This window comes from Halovulum sp. GXIMD14793 (assembly GCF_054457435.1).
In genome coordinates this window covers 1-13,776 of the sequence record NZ_JBTLNE010000011.1, presented here as the reverse complement: position 1 = coordinate 13,776, position 13,776 = coordinate 1, and the positions used below count along the sequence as shown (strand labels likewise).

Here is a 13,776-nt window from a genome sequence, read left to right as displayed (position 1 = left end):
TTCGATGCGCGCGATTTGCGGCTATTTTCATAGCATAACAAAGCAAAGGGGCTGGGCAACAGCCACCACATGAGGACGAGCATGAGACTTTTGGCGATCACGCTGCTATTGGCGCTGACCTCTGGTGCTGCACAGGCGCAGGAGGTTGCGTTCGGGTCAGAGACCAATCTGCCGGTGCCGCGGTTTGTGTCCATCAAAGCGGCCAAAGCAAATGTACGGCGCGGACCATCGCTGGACCATCGCATTGACTGGGTGTTTCAACGCCGCCACCTGCCGGTACAAATCACGGCCGAGCATGGCCACTGGCGGCGTATTCGTGACGCAGAAGGTGCGGGTGGTTGGGTCCACTATTCGCTGTTGTCTGGGTCGCGCTATGTGCTGATCACGGGTGACAGGGTTGGTCTGCACCGACGCCCGCGCACAGATGAGCCGCTGGTGGCTGTGGTAGAAACGGGCGTGGTTGCACGGCTTGGCGAATGCAGCGCGGATTGGTGCGAAGTGACCGCGGACGGGTATTCCGGCTGGACCGCGAAAACCAGCCTTTGGGGTGTCTTGTCCAACGAATTGCGCGACTGATCTGACGGCCCGCAGGTAGGGTGGGTTTAAACCCACCCTACACCCTCAGTTCAGAAGCAGGGCGAATAACATACCGCGGCGGCCTATTAGTTGTTCGAAGGCCTGCCAGCTTTGTCCGCTGATGACCGGACCAGGTTTCATGTAGTCCAGCGCGTCCATCCCGTGCACCCACCCCAGCAAATCCAGCGGTGCTGGATCATCAAGGAACTTCGCCACATCAATCCCATAAGCATTGCTATAACGCCAATGTGGGATAAGGAGTTCCCCGTTCAGCATGGCCTCGACATCGTCCAGAACCGCCACCCAAGTCGGACCAGCCCCGTCCGGCAGCTCAAATCCTAGCGCCGCATCCTGTCCGTCTGCCGGGATCCACTCCGCCTCGTTATCGGTTTCTTCCGCGACACGCGCCCAGAACACCCGATTTGCAGCGACCATCTTCAGCAGATGCTGCCGGGCCGAGCGGGTTCGTTCCGCATCGGGTTGCTGGCGCAAAACCTGGATCTGGATCGCAGCCAGATCCAGCCAGCGAAGCTCATCAATGTCAAGGTAAGCCCTGAAACGCAAGCGCCCCATTTGCATCTCTGATGCACGCGCGCTTGCCGCCTCAACCTTTTCGATGACCGAGGTTGTATCAAAGGCCAGCACCAGTTCAGACGCCCCGGAGATCAGATGTGTATAGGCCTGCAACCAGGCCACGTCTGCGGCATCGAAGCGCACTATTGTGCTTGGCTCCTCAGCTTCCATGCCCGGCGGCGTATCCAGGGCGATCTCCATCAGGCCTTCAAACGGCTCGCGCGTGCCGTTGCTGTTCAGATCAAACCACAGATCATTCAGATCAATAACAAGCCCGGGGTCGGCACCATCGGGGATGGCGGCCAGTGCATCCGCGGCACGGGTCATATCGCTAAGGGTTCGTTGGAAAATCTCTTCTACCATTGCCGGGTTGGCGGGTGTCGGATCTGAGTTCTGCGGCAGCAACAGGCGCAGAATGGGGATATAGTCAAGGCTGGGTGCGGTATTGTGATCCCAGCGCGTCTGCAGCGCGTTTTCGACACCCCGCAAAAAGCGAACGCCGCCCAGTGCAAAGGACTGGGTGGCGTCAGGTACCGAGATGGCGGCGAGTTCAGCTTCCGCTGCAGCCAATCCCTTTTCGCCGATCATGGCAGAGATCGGATTGACCTGCTGAGCGATCAGCGGCGATGCCATCACCGCGCTGACCGCCAATACCTGCGCAAACAGCTTCATTCCCTCACCCCCCAGTGTTGACTAAGCTGATCCTCAGCTCAGGCTGTCATCGATGCCCTTACAGGCCTCAACCAGGCCCTTCACGGCGTCGACGGATTTGTCGAACATGGCCTGCTCATAGCTGTTCAGCGTGATCTCGACAACCTTTTCGATACCACCGGCACCGATCACGGTCGGCACGCCGACATAGAGCTCTTTCAGGCCATAGGCACCTTTGACATTTGCCGCACATGGCAGCACGCGCTTTTGATCTTTCAGATAGGCCTCGGCCATCTCAATGGCTGACGTAGCTGGCGCATAAAAGGCCGAGCCGTTGCCGAGCAGGCCAACAATCTCGGCACCGCCATCACGGGTGCGCTGGACGATGGCATCCAGTTTGTCTTGGCTGGTCCACCCCATCTCTACCAGATCAGGCAGCGGGATACCGGCAACGGTCGAATACCGAGTCAGCGGGACCATGGTGTCGCCGTGGCCGCCAAGGACAAAAGCCGTAACATCCTTGACCGAAACTTCGAACTCTTCCGCCAGGAAATAGCGGAAGCGGGCGGAATCAAGCACGCCTGCCATGCCGCAGACCATATTCTTGGGCAGGCCGGAAAATTCGCGCAGCGCCCAGACCATGGCGTCCAGCGGGTTGGTGATGCAGATCACAAAGGCATTCGGTGCGTGAGCTTTGATGCCCTCACCAACGGCTTTCATGACCTTCAGATTGATGCCCAGCAGATCGTCGCGGCTCATCCCCGGTTTGCGGGGGACGCCAGCAGTGACGATACAGACATCCGCGCCAGCGATATCAGCATAGTCATTGGTGCCTTTCAGCGCCGAATCCATGCCCGACACCGGCGTGCTTTCGGCAAGGTCCAGTGCCTTGCCTTGCGGGGTGCCTTCGGCAATGTCGAACAGAACGACATCACCCAGTTCTTTTAGTGCTACAAGATGGGCCAAAGTGCCCCCGATCTGCCCAGCGCCGATCAGGGCAATTTTTGCGCGTGCCATGTTCAATCTCCTCATGGTGCGATTTGGCATTGGCCTAAAGGCTAATGCCCGACACCGCAAGGGCGAAGGTGCGGTCGGTGGCTTCGCTTCGAAAAATTTACTTTAATCACAGTGCGTTGATCGCATACTTCCTGCGGCCACCGCCTTAGCAGCCGAGTTTTTCAGGTATTTGAAATGCCGCAGAATGGATTCGCGGTGAGCATAGCCAAATCCAGCACCCATTTCGGAATGGTGCTGCAAAAGCCCGGACGACGCGCTGATCGGAACTTTGGGGGGATGTTCCGTCAGTGTGTCGCCCGGGCTGGTCAGTCCGGCCCGGATCAGGTCAACCCTGATCCGGGCCTTTGGCGGACTGAAACTGGGGTAGCGACCGATGTCGCCACCGTTAAAACCTTAGGTCGGCTGGCCCGAGCGTTTCACCAGACCTATGGGCGCATCCCAGTATTCACCGGCGGCCACCAGGCAGGTCTGGCCCGAGGGCATGGTGATCAGGATCGTCCAGGTGCCGGTTTCCTGCGAGGCGAAAACCTCGACCATCGAATTGCTGTTTGACAGCCCCATACCCGCAGGCTGTTCGCCGTATTTGCTGTCCAGTCGCTCAACAATCGCGGTGCGATTGCCACAGGCGCGCTGTTGCGCCAGTGCAGGTAATGCGAAGGCCAGCGTCAGGGCCGATAATGCGACAAGCGTTTTCATTTTATCCGAACCTCGTTTCATGCGGTCCCGATGTGGCCGCCGGATTGCCCGGCATCGGAAGTTCGCGTTTCCAAGTCCTTCACAGGTGCGACCGACATCTGCATCTTCTGGCCGTAGTCCCGGTGCCGTCGACTTTCCCCGTGCGCCAAGTATTTGCAGGTTCAGCCTGCGCCCAAAGTCGAAAAAAATGGTTAACGCTGCGTTCGCTGCCGACCTGCGGCGTCCAGACCCCTTGTGATGCCTCGACTTTTGCCGTTACTTTTGCAGCGCACAACAAAGGGGAGGCCGGATCATGCCCACCGAAATTGCGCCTTACAGGTCGGTTCTTTACATGCCCGGCTCCAATCAGCGGGCGTTGGAGAAGGCCCGCACCCTGGCCGCAGATGCGCTTATCCTTGACCTTGAAGACGCCGTCTCACCCGATCAAAAAGCAGCTGCGCGGGATCAGGTTGCGGCAACCGTGGCCGAAGGTGGCTTTGGCGCGCGCAAGGTCATCGTTCGGATTAATGGGCTGGATACGGAGTGGGGTGCGGGTGATCTGGCGGCGGCCCTGCGCGCGCGCCCGGATGCGATCTTGTTGCCCAAAGTCAGCATCCCCGAGCAACTGCGGGAGATAGACAAAGACATCCCCCAAGGCGTGCGTCTTTGGGCCATGATGGAAACCCCTTTGGGCATGCAGAATGCGCAGGCCATCGCCGCAGCCACACCGCGCCTGCAAGCCTTTGTTCTGGGGACAAATGATCTGCTGAAGGATCTGAACGCCCTGCCAACGCCGGACCGGCTGGCGCTGCAGCCGGGGCTGGGCCTCTGTATGCTGGCTGCCCGGGCGCATGGTCTGATTTGCATTGATGGCGTCTATAACGCCTTTAAGGACGAGGACGGTCTGCGTGCAGAATGTATTCAAGGGCGCACCATGGGCTTTGATGGCAAAACGCTGATCCATCCATCGCAAATCCCGCTGGCCAACCAGATATTCGCCCCGGATGCCGCGGCGGTCGACCTGGCCCATGCGCAAGTCGCTGCCTTTGAAGAGGCGCAGGCCAAGGGGCAGGGCGTTGCGGTGCTGGACGGGCGCATTGTAGAAAACCTGCATGTCGAAACCGCGCGCCGCACGCTTGCGCTGGCGGCGGCCATCGATGCGCGTAACTCGGAGGGATAGGCGATGATGGGACTTCTGATCGCGGGACTGGCGCTGTGGATCGCAGCGCATGTCTTCAAACGGCTGGCACCGGGCGCGCGTGCAGCCTTGCAGGAAAAGCTGGGGGATGGATCGAAGGGGATTGTCGCGCTGGTGTTGCTGATTTCGGTCGTGCTGATGGTGATCGGCTTTCGCGGCAGCGATTTCGAACCGGTCTATGACCCGCCCTCCTGGGGGACACATCTGAACAATCTGCTGATGGTGATAGCTGTTATCCTGATGGGAATGGGCAGCTCAAAAGGCAGGATGCGCAGCTGGCTGCGCCACCCGATGCTGACCGGTGTTATGGTCTGGGCAGCAGCGCATCTTTTGGTGAACGGCGATCTGTCCTCGGTCATTCTGTTTGCCACCATAGGGGCCTGGGCCCTGGCCGAGATCGTGCTGATCAATGCGCGCGAACCGGTTTGGGATCGCCCCGCGCCGGGACCGGCTGCAGGGGATATCAGATTGCTTGTGATTTCGGCGGTTGTCTTTGCCGTTATCGCGTTCATCCATAACTGGCTGGGCTACTGGCCGTTCGGAGGGTAAATGAAGCTTTATCGCCTGCTGACCGAAGATGACACAGCGGCCTTCTGCCATAAGGTGTCCGAGGCGCTGTCAAACGGCTGGACCCTGTATGGAGAGCCAAAATACACCTTTGACGCGGCGCGCGGTGTGATGCGCTGCGCACAGGCCGTGACCAAGGACGCTGACGGCACATATTCCCCTGACATCAAACTGGGCCAGCAATGAGCAAAACCGATCCGGGCCGCTTTTTCGAGGATTACACACTTGGGCAGAAGATCGCCCATGCCACACCGCGCACAGTGACCGAAGGCGACAAGGCTCTTTATCAGGCGCTGTATCCCAGCCGCTTTGCCTTTCAGTCATCGGACGAGTTTGCCCGCGCCTGCGGGTTTCCGCGCAGCCCGGTGGATGATCTGATCACCTTTCACATCGTGTTCGGAAAATCGGTGCCTGATATCTCGATCAATGCGGTGGCCAATCTGGGCTATGCCGAGGCGCGGTTTTTGAACCCGGTTTATCCCGGTGACACCTTGTCTTCATCGTCCGAGGTGATTGGGCTGAAACAAAACTCCAATGGCAAAACCGGTATCGTCTGGGTGCGCACCACCGGTGTGAACCAGCGGCAGGAAACGGTGCTGGAATTCTGCCGTTGGGTGATGGTGCGCAAGCGCAATGCAGATGCGCCCGCGCCTCAGGCGGTCGTGCCCCAGTTGGCCGAGGTCGTCGCGCCAGAGGCCCTGGCCCTGCCCGAAGGTCTGAATTTCGCAGCCTATGACTTCGCCGCATCCGGCAGTCCACATCGCTGGGATGGTTTTGAGCTGGGCGAGGTAATCGACCACGTTGATGGCGTCACCATCGAAGAAGCCGAACACATGATGGCCACACGCCTGTGGCAAAACACTGCCAAAGTGCATTTCGACGCAACACTGCGCGAGGATGGCAAACGCCTGATCTATGGGGGGCACGTGATCTCAATGGCGCGTGCGCTTTCGGGCAACGGCCTGACTAATGCGCCGCTGATCGTCGGCATAAACGCCGGCGCCCATGCGAACCCCTGCTTTGCGGGTGACACTGTGTTCGCCTGGTCTGAAATTCTGGACAAAGCCGAAACCGCCGATCCAGACACCGGTGCGCTCCGCATGCGGCTTGTGGCGACAAAGGCCCGCGGAACGGCGGGCCAGCTGCGCGGCGCAGATGGCAAATACCTACCCGAGGTGCTGCTGGACCTGGATTTCTTGGCGCTGGTGCCGCGATGAGCCCGCTCTCGTTTGAGTGAGCACGAGACTGATTGTGCTCAGATGGAATAGGCCGCTTTGGCATAAAGGTGATCAGCTACTAAAGTCGTTGTCGGCCTCGTGGCTGGTTAAGATGCGCATTTGCGCGAACAAACAGGAGTATTGGTTGTGAGCTATGATCTGGAGTTTCTTCCAAGAGAGAACGAGACAAAACAAGAAGCAGAAACAGGCCTCAGAACGGTACTGGCGGAATTGGAACACTGCACGCTGACCGAAAACCAGTTCTGGTTCGAGAAGCCAGGAATAGACGACGGCCCGGTCGGCGATTTTGCTGGGGAGAATGAGGATGCGGAGGACGATCTGGATTACGAATATCCGGGCGCAAACGCCTTCGCTTGGATCAATATCAACTATTTTCGATCGCCACCATACTACGACTTCTGCGGAGAGGTCATCGCGAAGGTTTTAAATGAGGGTGGATTTGATGCGTACGATCCGCAGACCAACGAAATTCTTAAGAAACCATTCGATGCGGTAAGCTTTTCCGCGCGATTGAACACACAGAATGAAGCTTATGGTACGCCGCAAGAGTTCATGGAGCGGTTCGAGACTAAAGGGTCATGGTTCTCTAGGCTGAGGAAGCGCCTCAGGTTTTGACATCGCCCTGACATGGCCAGAGACAGGGTTGCTCAAGGCTGGGATTGGACCTCGATGCGCTGCTTGATCCCGAATAAGTCCTCACTTGTGATCACAAAAGCGGTTTCGCCTATCATTCTCGGTTCTGAGGGCCTAAAACCGACGCAAACAGCTAGGACTTTGGTTCCATTCCGATCAGGTTTGCGTTAACCCAAACCTGTTCCACTGGGTCGGACCACAAAAGAGGTACCGCATGGCAGACGTCAATCGGGGCAATCGCCCGCTTTCGCCGCATCTGACGGTGTTCAATCAATCCTATACCGGCACATTGTCCATCCTGCATCGCATCACCGGTGTCGGCCTTACGCTGGCGGCGCTTCTGATCGTGTGGTGGTTCCTTGCGGCCTCTACCGGGGCCGAGCATTTTGCACTGGTGGACGGGCTGCTGAATTCCTGGATTGGTGGGCTGGTGATGATCGGCTCGCTCTGGGCGCTTTGGTATCACTTCTGCAACGGCATTCGACATCTCTATTGGGATACGGGTCGCGGCTTTGAGCTGGCCTCGGTCTCGAAATCCGGGGTTGTGGTGCTGGCGGCTTCGGTCGTGCTGACCGTGATCACATTGATTGTCGCGTTCTGAGAAAGGGGCAGAGTATGGATTTCCGCACTGATCGCGCCCGTGTTTCGGGTCTTGGTTCGGCCAAGGACGGCACGCATCACTTCTGGGTTCAGCGGGTCACCTCCGTGGCGCTGGTGCCGCTGACGCTGCTGTTTATTTTTACCTTCGCAGGGGCGCTTGGCGGCGAATATGAGGCTGTCCGCGCAACCTATGCGAACCCCTGGAATGCCATTGTGGCGATCCTGTTTCTGTTGACCGCCTTTTACCATTTGCAGATGGGTTTACAGGTGGTCATCGAAGACTACGTGCATGGCACAGCCATGCGCACCGGCCTGTTGCTGGCCAATACCATCCTGACCTGGGCGCTGGCACTGACCGGTGTCTTCGCCGTCGCCAAAATCGCCTTTACGGCCTGATCGGAGCTTACATGTCGGCTTACGAATATATTGACCACACCTATGACGTTGTCGTTGTTGGCGCCGGTGGCGCAGGCTTGCGGGCAACCCTCGGCATGGTTGAACAGGGGCTGCGCACAGCCTGTGTCACCAAGGTCTTTCCGACGCGATCCCACACCGTTGCCGCACAAGGCGGGATCGCGGCCAGCCTGAGCAATATGGGTCCTGACAACTGGCAGTGGCATTTGTACGACACAGTCAAAGGCTCGGACTGGCTGGGCGATACCGATGCGATGGAGTATCTGGCGCGTGAGGCACCAAAAGCCGTCTATGAGCTGGAACACTACGGCGTGCCATTCAGCCGCACCGAAGAGGGCAAGATCTATCAGCGTCCCTTCGGCGGGCATACAACCGAATTCGGCGAAGGCCCCCCAGTGCAGCGCACCTGTGCAGCGGCGGACCGGACCGGTCACGCGATTTTGCACACGCTTTATGGCCAAAGCCTGAAGAACAACGCGGAATTCTATATCGAGTATTTCGCCACCGATCTGATCATGACCGAGGATGGTGTCTGTCAGGGTGTCATCGCGTGGAAGCTGGATGACGGCACAATCCACCGGTTCAACGCCAAGATGGTGGTTCTGGCCACCGGTGGCTATGGCCGGGCCTATTTCAGCGCGACCTCTGCCCATACCTGTACCGGCGACGGTGGCGGCATGATCGCGCGTCAGGGCCTGCCATTGCAGGACATGGAATTCGTGCAGTTCCACCCCACCGGGATCTATGGCGCTGGCTGTCTGATCACCGAGGGCGCGCGCGGGGAGGGGGGCTATCTGACCAACTCCGAAGGCGAACGGTTCATGGAGCGCTACGCGCCGACCTACAAGGATCTGGCGTCGCGCGATGTGGTCAGCCGCTGCATGACAATGGAAATCCGCGAAGGGCGTGGTGTTGGCGCCGAGAAGGACCACATCTTCCTGCATCTTGATCACCTGCCGGCAGAAGCGCTGGCTGAACGCCTGCCGGGCATTTCGGAAAGCGCAAAGATTTTTGCCGGTGTCGATGTCACCAAGCAACCGATCCCGGTTCTGCCCACCGTACATTACAACATGGGCGGTATCCCCACCAATTATTGGGGCGAGGTGCTGAACCCGACCGCCACGGATCATGACCGTATTCAGCCCGGCCTGATGGCTGTGGGCGAGGCGGGCTGTGCCTCGGTCCATGGGGCGAACCGTCTGGGGTCAAACTCGTTGATCGATCTGGTGGTGTTTGGCCGCGCCGCCGCCATCAAGGCGGGCGAGGTTGTGGACCCGAACGAGCCGAACCGTCCGCTGAACGAAGCATCGGTCGAGCAGGCGATGGACCGGTTTGAACGCATTCGCTACGCCGATGGCCAGATGCCGACCGCTGATCTGCGCCTGAAGATGCAGCGCACCATGCAGGAAGACGCTGCAGTCTTCCGCACCGACAAGACGCTGAAAGAGGGCGTCGGCAAGATGGACAAGGTTGCTGCAGAGATGGCCGATATCAAGGTCACCGACCGGTCACTGATTTGGAACTCTGACCTGATGGAGACGCTGGAACTCGACAACCTGATGCCGAACGCCCTGACAACGATCTATTCAGCAGAGGCCCGCAAGGAAAGCCGCGGTGCGCATGCGCAAGAAGATCATCCCGACCGCGATGACAAGAACTGGCGCAAGCACACGCTGGCGGTCGTCAGCGATGACAATAAGGTCACACTCAGCTACCGCGATGTTCATCTTGACCCCCTGACCACAGAGGACCAGGGCGGTATCGATCTAAAGAAGATTGCACCGAAGGCGCGAGTGTATTGAGCACGCTGCACTATGTTAAGGAAAAGGCACGTATGAAATTCAACATATACATGATTGCCCAGCCAGGCAGGCTAGAATACGAATCCCTGCTGCTGGTAAAATCGCTGCGCAAATTTTATAGCGGCGATGATATCGGGGTATATGTCTGTACGCCGGAAAACTCCGGTTTCTGGAGAACGAATCCCAACATGGCGGACGGCGAAGTCGCCGACAAACTCCGCGATCTTGGGTGCCATGTGGTCAACTTCAAGAACGAGCGCTTCGGTAGCCGCTATCCGCATTCCAACAAGATTTACGCACTGTCAGCTTTGCCACCGGATGAACCCTTTGTGTTTTTTGACAGCGATCACATCTTTTTCGACGATATCGCAAATGTTCGGGTCGATTTCGACCGCCCAACGGCGCGGCGTGCGGGATTTGTCTGGCCAGGGAAACAGATGAAATGCCAGACGCGCAAAGCTTGGTGGGATGCGCTTTACGCAAAGATGGGCGTGGAAACCAACGGCTGGTACCAGGAAAGGTACGGCCCTGAAAGCGAACTCTACTACCCATATTTTAATGGTGGCTGCTTTTACTATAGTTCGGCCGGTCGATTTCATGAGCTTTATCGCAAGGCTATCCATGAAATATCGGAAAGCACGCCTGAGGTTGTCGATTCGAGGAGCCTCTATCCTTGGTTGGATCAGATTTGCCTTCCGATTGTCATGGCGCAACTTGATGGCGACGGATCAGTCTACCGCACTGATTTTGCATTTTCGCAGGTTGCTACACACTATTTCTTTTTGTCAAATCTATTCCTCAACGTGAACGAGGATATTCTGATGATCGCTCGCGAAATCATTACTGACCCGGAATACTGCAGCATTTTCGCCCGCGAACAGTCCTACAATCACAGCTTTCTTGGGGAGGGCTGGGCAGAGATACGTGCGATAACATCCAAAGAGACCTATAACTGGATGAACTCTCCGGTGCTCCGCGAGAAACTGTCTGAGATGGGTCTGTGGTATAAATAGTGGATGACCTTTGGGTTTTTTGCGAAGCTGTGAACTGACAGTAACTTAAGCCTGATGAATAGGGAGACATCGAAATGAAAACGCGTGTTCTTTTGATATGTGCTGCGTTCAGCCTTGTCGCGTGTGACGAGACCGCGACCAATGGCGCTGCCAAGCCGGCAGACCCAGCTGAACCTGTGGTGGCCGCAAGTGGTGATATTGCACCGCCCGCGACCCTGACCGCCAACGAGCGCAAGAATATCTGGTCGTTCCTGACTGACGCGGCCAAGCGCGATGCCATTGCGTTCATCAAGAATGGCGGAACGTTGACCCAATTTGTGAACAGCTGAGGGGCGTGCAATGAAACGACTGCTTGCAATCTCTGTTATGGCCCCGGTTTTTCTGGCGGCTTGCGACGAACCCCAAACCGGCCCGTCCTTCAAATCCGAGAAAGAGCGCGCCTGCTACAATACGGCGTCGGCCAATCTGAAAAGTGCCAATCAATCGCTGGAACGCGCCCAAGATGATGCTTTCGTGGTTGTGACGCGCATCAATGGCTTTGTGCGCGATATCGACCCGTCGGAAGAGTTTGAGCGCTGCATGATCAGCACGGGCAGAGTGAACACAGACCCCGTGGTTCAGGACTCTGCAATTTCACTGACCAAGGCGGAAAAAGCCCAGTGGGACAAGCTGTCTGATGCCGACAAGCGCGCTGCCCTGATATTTATTCAGAAAGGTGGCACGCTGACCCAGTACCTGGCACAGCGATAAACCGCCAAGACGCGTAACAAAGGACCTGACATGGTTGAACTGACCCTGCCAAAAAACTCCCGCATTGTGGTGGGCAAAACCTGGCCCAAGCCGGACGGCGCAACCAATCTGCGGACGTTCCGCATCTATCGCTATGATCCCGATGGCGGGGCCAATCCGCGGCTGGATACATATTTCGTCGATATGGGCAGCTGCGGCCCGATGGTTCTGGATGCGCTGATCAAGATCAAGAATGAGATCGACCCGACCCTGACATTCCGTCGTTCCTGCCGGGAGGGGATCTGCGGCTCTTGCGCGATGAATATCGACGGGATCAACACGCTGGCCTGTATCTGGGGGCTGGATGAGATCGAGGGTGATATAAAAATCTACCCCCTGCCGCATATGCCGGTGGTCAAGGATCTGGTGCCGGACCTGACGCATTTCTATGCGCAGCATGCCTCCATCATGCCATGGCTGGAAACCAAGACTAACCGCCCCGCCAAGGAATGGCGCCAGTCGATTGAGGATCGCAAGAAACTGGACGGTCTTTATGAATGCGTAATGTGCGCGTCCTGCTCAACCTCCTGCCCCAGCTATTGGTGGAACGGCGACCGCTACCTGGGACCAGCCGCCCTGCTGCATGCCTATCGCTGGATCATCGACAGCCGGGACGAGGCCAAAGGGGAGCGTCTGGACGATCTGGAAGACCCGTTCAAACTCTATCGCTGCCACACCATCATGAACTGCGCCCGGACCTGCCCCAAGGGCCTGAACCCGGCCAAGGCGATTGCCGAGATCAAGAAAATGATGGTGGAACGGCGGGTCTGATCTGACGGGACTGGTTTTTGGGGTGTTCGACTGCCGGACCTATGCCGGCTTCAATGGACAAGCGATGAATGGCTGGTCTGAGCCAAAGTCTACCGGATGACGCCGCGGTGATCGCGGTGTATGACATATTGGCATTTCGGAATGGGTATCGGGTTTGCAGGCGCTTTTGTTAATTCTGATGCTATTGTTGATTGCTGGCATCGCTTGCGTTGCTTTGACCATCTATTGGCTAGCCCGCGGCTTCATCTGGGACCCCAAAATTCGTGAAGAGGCTGTTAAAAACGCCAAAATCGATGCCGTGCTCGCGCTGTTTTTATTGGTTCCAGTGTACGCGATTGCCGCGCTCAATCACCAGAATTGTTGGGTTGATGGATCCGTGGAACTGCCCGGCTTAAAATATCGTTGTGATGATGGCGTTCGGAAAAAGCATTGGAGTCAATATGACTGGGAAGAAAGTGGCCTGCCGGTTCCACTAGTGGAGCCTTCTCAGACATAGCTGTCAATTCTGACCAAGGCTGGCTTCGTCTACTGATCGGAGCTTCAACGTATCAACAGCCGCATGTCTTCATAGCGCAGTATTAGCGCAAAGGCCCTGCGAGTACTAATAGAATAGCAACGGTGTTTTTGGGCGTTCTAGTGTGCATGGCGTTAGATGTGAGCGTTCTGCGATCATCCCGCAGCGCAACCAGAGCGTAGCTGACTATTCATCTTATAACTTGAATGCTTCGGTCCCGGCTCATAGGCTCGTCCGTTGATCAATCAACCGAAGCCTGAAGAACGCCAGAATTTCATCACGTGCGGTCAGCGTGGGTTGCCCGTCTTCGTCGATCAGGTGGGCAGTGACAACGCTATGCGGGGTTGGGACGTGTTTGGCAAAGAATGGCGGTGGGTTGGGGTTTGCGGCACTGTCGGGCAGCACCCGCCCGTCAAACCGGTCGCCCAGGGCCTCGGAATAGGCGGCAAAGCGCTGTGCCTGGCAGAACTGATCGCCCTCGAACCGATAGGCCAGAACCGTCAGGTCGTCTTGCTCTAGCCGCTGGCGTATGGCGGCCAGTTCGTCTGCGGGGCTTTCGACCTGATCCGGGGCGTCGAGTGGCAGGGAGGGTTGGGCCAGGACCGGGGCCAGCATCGACGGTTCCATGACCTGCCCCCCGAAACTTCCCTCGTTCTGATGTAGAGTTTGCTCAACCTTTTGAAGGAGCAAACGAATGCGAAAGAGCCGTTTCACGGAAGTCCAAATCATTGGGATGATCAAAGAA

General features: G+C 57.5%; 18 protein-coding genes. 14 read left to right on the top strand and 4 right to left on the bottom strand.

The features are described from left to right. Positions 1-81 precede the first annotated feature (81 nt). Positions 82-576, top strand: coding sequence for an SH3 domain-containing protein (locus ACW9UQ_RS04320; RefSeq protein WP_458929772.1), 495 nt, complete (start codon positions 82-84; stop codon positions 574-576). 45 nt (positions 577-621) lie between these two features. Here the strand turns inward: ACW9UQ_RS04320 and ACW9UQ_RS04315 are convergent, their stop codons facing one another. The 3 genes from ACW9UQ_RS04315 to ACW9UQ_RS04305 all read right to left on the bottom strand — a co-directional run bounded on the left by ACW9UQ_RS04315 (position 622) and on the right by ACW9UQ_RS04305 (position 3,513). Next, on the bottom strand, positions 622-1,821 hold the full coding sequence (locus ACW9UQ_RS04315) for a hypothetical protein (RefSeq protein WP_458929771.1): 1,200 nt from the start codon (positions 1,819-1,821) through the stop codon (positions 622-624). Positions 1,822-1,854: 33 nt separating this feature from the next. After that, positions 1,855-2,817: a malate dehydrogenase gene (gene mdh / locus ACW9UQ_RS04310; RefSeq protein ID WP_458929770.1), complete on the bottom strand. Its 963-nt coding sequence runs from the start codon at positions 2,815-2,817 to the stop codon at positions 1,855-1,857. Between the two features lie 393 nt (positions 2,818-3,210). Beyond that, positions 3,211-3,513 carry a hypothetical protein gene (locus ACW9UQ_RS04305; RefSeq protein WP_458929769.1) on the bottom strand — a complete coding sequence of 101 codons (303 nt, stop codon included), beginning with the start codon at positions 3,511-3,513 and terminating at the stop codon, positions 3,211-3,213. Positions 3,514-3,805: 292 nt separating this feature from the next. On the opposite strand from ACW9UQ_RS04305, the gene ACW9UQ_RS04300 reads away from it, so the two are divergent. The 13 genes from ACW9UQ_RS04300 to ACW9UQ_RS04240 all read left to right on the top strand — a co-directional run bounded on the left by ACW9UQ_RS04300 (position 3,806) and on the right by ACW9UQ_RS04240 (position 13,013). Continuing rightward, positions 3,806-4,672, top strand: coding sequence for an HpcH/HpaI aldolase/citrate lyase family protein (locus ACW9UQ_RS04300; RefSeq protein ID WP_458929768.1), 867 nt, complete (start codon positions 3,806-3,808; stop codon positions 4,670-4,672). A 6-nt stretch (positions 4,673-4,678) separates the two neighbouring features. Next, positions 4,679-5,239 carry an NnrU family protein gene (locus ACW9UQ_RS04295; protein ID WP_458929767.1) on the top strand — a complete coding sequence of 187 codons (561 nt, stop codon included), beginning with the start codon at positions 4,679-4,681 and terminating at the stop codon, positions 5,237-5,239. Next, positions 5,240-5,443, top strand: a complete 204-nt coding sequence (locus ACW9UQ_RS04290) for a DUF1737 domain-containing protein (RefSeq protein ID WP_458929766.1) — start codon at positions 5,240-5,242, stop codon at positions 5,441-5,443. It abuts the gene before it with no gap. Further along, positions 5,440-6,474 (top strand): MaoC family dehydratase, encoded by a 1,035-nt coding sequence (locus ACW9UQ_RS04285; RefSeq protein WP_458929765.1) that lies wholly within the window; start codon positions 5,440-5,442, stop codon positions 6,472-6,474. The genes ACW9UQ_RS04290 and ACW9UQ_RS04285 overlap by 4 nt, the downstream gene beginning before the upstream one ends. Before the next feature lie 147 nt (positions 6,475-6,621). After that, positions 6,622-7,110: a hypothetical protein gene (locus ACW9UQ_RS04280; RefSeq protein WP_458929764.1), complete on the top strand. Its 489-nt coding sequence runs from the start codon at positions 6,622-6,624 to the stop codon at positions 7,108-7,110. Positions 7,111-7,342: 232 nt separating this feature from the next. Then, the gene (gene sdhC / locus ACW9UQ_RS04275) at positions 7,343-7,729 is read left to right on the top strand and encodes a succinate dehydrogenase, cytochrome b556 subunit (protein ID WP_458929763.1); all 387 of its coding nucleotides are present in this window, start codon (positions 7,343-7,345) and stop codon (positions 7,727-7,729) included. 14 nt (positions 7,730-7,743) lie between these two features. Next, the gene (gene sdhD / locus ACW9UQ_RS04270) at positions 7,744-8,124 is read left to right on the top strand and encodes a succinate dehydrogenase, hydrophobic membrane anchor protein (protein ID WP_458929762.1); all 381 of its coding nucleotides are present in this window, start codon (positions 7,744-7,746) and stop codon (positions 8,122-8,124) included. 11 nt (positions 8,125-8,135) lie between these two features. Continuing rightward, positions 8,136-9,944 (top strand): succinate dehydrogenase flavoprotein subunit, encoded by a 1,809-nt coding sequence (gene sdhA / locus ACW9UQ_RS04265; protein WP_458929761.1) that lies wholly within the window; start codon positions 8,136-8,138, stop codon positions 9,942-9,944. A gap of 32 nt (positions 9,945-9,976) precedes the next feature. Further along, positions 9,977-10,957, top strand: a complete 981-nt coding sequence (locus tag ACW9UQ_RS04260; RefSeq protein WP_458929760.1) for a hypothetical protein — start codon at positions 9,977-9,979, stop codon at positions 10,955-10,957. A 74-nt stretch (positions 10,958-11,031) separates the two neighbouring features. Further along, complete coding sequence (locus tag ACW9UQ_RS04255) at positions 11,032-11,286, top strand: hypothetical protein (RefSeq protein ID WP_458929759.1); 255 nt, start codon at positions 11,032-11,034, stop codon at positions 11,284-11,286. A 10-nt stretch (positions 11,287-11,296) separates the two neighbouring features. After that, the gene (locus ACW9UQ_RS04250; RefSeq protein ID WP_458929758.1) at positions 11,297-11,707 is read left to right on the top strand and encodes a hypothetical protein; all 411 of its coding nucleotides are present in this window, start codon (positions 11,297-11,299) and stop codon (positions 11,705-11,707) included. A gap of 30 nt (positions 11,708-11,737) precedes the next feature. Beyond that, positions 11,738-12,517, top strand: a complete 780-nt coding sequence (locus ACW9UQ_RS04245) for a succinate dehydrogenase iron-sulfur subunit (protein ID WP_458929757.1) — start codon at positions 11,738-11,740, stop codon at positions 12,515-12,517. Between the two features lie 166 nt (positions 12,518-12,683). Then, positions 12,684-13,013 (top strand): hypothetical protein, encoded by a 330-nt coding sequence (locus ACW9UQ_RS04240; protein WP_458929756.1) that lies wholly within the window; start codon positions 12,684-12,686, stop codon positions 13,011-13,013. Between the two features lie 240 nt (positions 13,014-13,253). Here ACW9UQ_RS04240 and ACW9UQ_RS04235 read toward each other — a convergent pair whose 3' ends face one another. After that, entirely contained in the window at positions 13,254-13,658 is a 405-nt protein-coding gene (locus ACW9UQ_RS04235; protein WP_458929755.1) for a hypothetical protein, read from the bottom strand. Positions 13,659-13,776: the final 118 nt, after the last annotated feature.

What these genes read in the sequence shown, in the direction of transcription:
- ACW9UQ_RS04305 (WP_458929769.1), bottom strand. Translation starts at nt 3,513, where the DNA reads ATGAAAACGCTTGTCGCATTATCGGCCCTGACGCTGGCCTTCGCATTA.
- ACW9UQ_RS04260 (WP_458929760.1), top strand. Translation starts at nt 9,977, where the DNA reads ATGAAATTCAACATATACATGATTGCCCAGCCAGGCAGGCTAGAATAC.
- ACW9UQ_RS04290 (WP_458929766.1), top strand. Translation starts at nt 5,240, where the DNA reads ATGAAGCTTTATCGCCTGCTGACCGAAGATGACACAGCGGCCTTCTGC.
- mdh (WP_458929770.1), bottom strand. Translation starts at nt 2,817, where the DNA reads ATGGCACGCGCAAAAATTGCCCTGATCGGCGCTGGGCAGATCGGGGGC.
- ACW9UQ_RS04300 (WP_458929768.1), top strand. Translation starts at nt 3,806, where the DNA reads ATGCCCACCGAAATTGCGCCTTACAGGTCGGTTCTTTACATGCCCGGC.
- sdhC (WP_458929763.1), top strand. Translation starts at nt 7,343, where the DNA reads ATGGCAGACGTCAATCGGGGCAATCGCCCGCTTTCGCCGCATCTGACG.
- ACW9UQ_RS04250 (WP_458929758.1), top strand. Translation starts at nt 11,297, where the DNA reads ATGAAACGACTGCTTGCAATCTCTGTTATGGCCCCGGTTTTTCTGGCG.
- sdhA (WP_458929761.1), top strand. Translation starts at nt 8,136, where the DNA reads ATGTCGGCTTACGAATATATTGACCACACCTATGACGTTGTCGTTGTT.
- ACW9UQ_RS04255 (WP_458929759.1), top strand. Translation starts at nt 11,032, where the DNA reads ATGAAAACGCGTGTTCTTTTGATATGTGCTGCGTTCAGCCTTGTCGCG.
- ACW9UQ_RS04320 (WP_458929772.1), top strand. Translation starts at nt 82, where the DNA reads ATGAGACTTTTGGCGATCACGCTGCTATTGGCGCTGACCTCTGGTGCT.
- sdhD (WP_458929762.1), top strand. Translation starts at nt 7,744, where the DNA reads ATGGATTTCCGCACTGATCGCGCCCGTGTTTCGGGTCTTGGTTCGGCC.
- ACW9UQ_RS04285 (WP_458929765.1), top strand. Translation starts at nt 5,440, where the DNA reads ATGAGCAAAACCGATCCGGGCCGCTTTTTCGAGGATTACACACTTGGG.
- ACW9UQ_RS04235 (WP_458929755.1), bottom strand. Translation starts at nt 13,658, where the DNA reads ATGGAACCGTCGATGCTGGCCCCGGTCCTGGCCCAACCCTCCCTGCCA.
- ACW9UQ_RS04315 (WP_458929771.1), bottom strand. Translation starts at nt 1,821, where the DNA reads ATGAAGCTGTTTGCGCAGGTATTGGCGGTCAGCGCGGTGATGGCATCG.
- ACW9UQ_RS04295 (WP_458929767.1), top strand. Translation starts at nt 4,679, where the DNA reads ATGGGACTTCTGATCGCGGGACTGGCGCTGTGGATCGCAGCGCATGTC.
- ACW9UQ_RS04245 (WP_458929757.1), top strand. Translation starts at nt 11,738, where the DNA reads ATGGTTGAACTGACCCTGCCAAAAAACTCCCGCATTGTGGTGGGCAAA.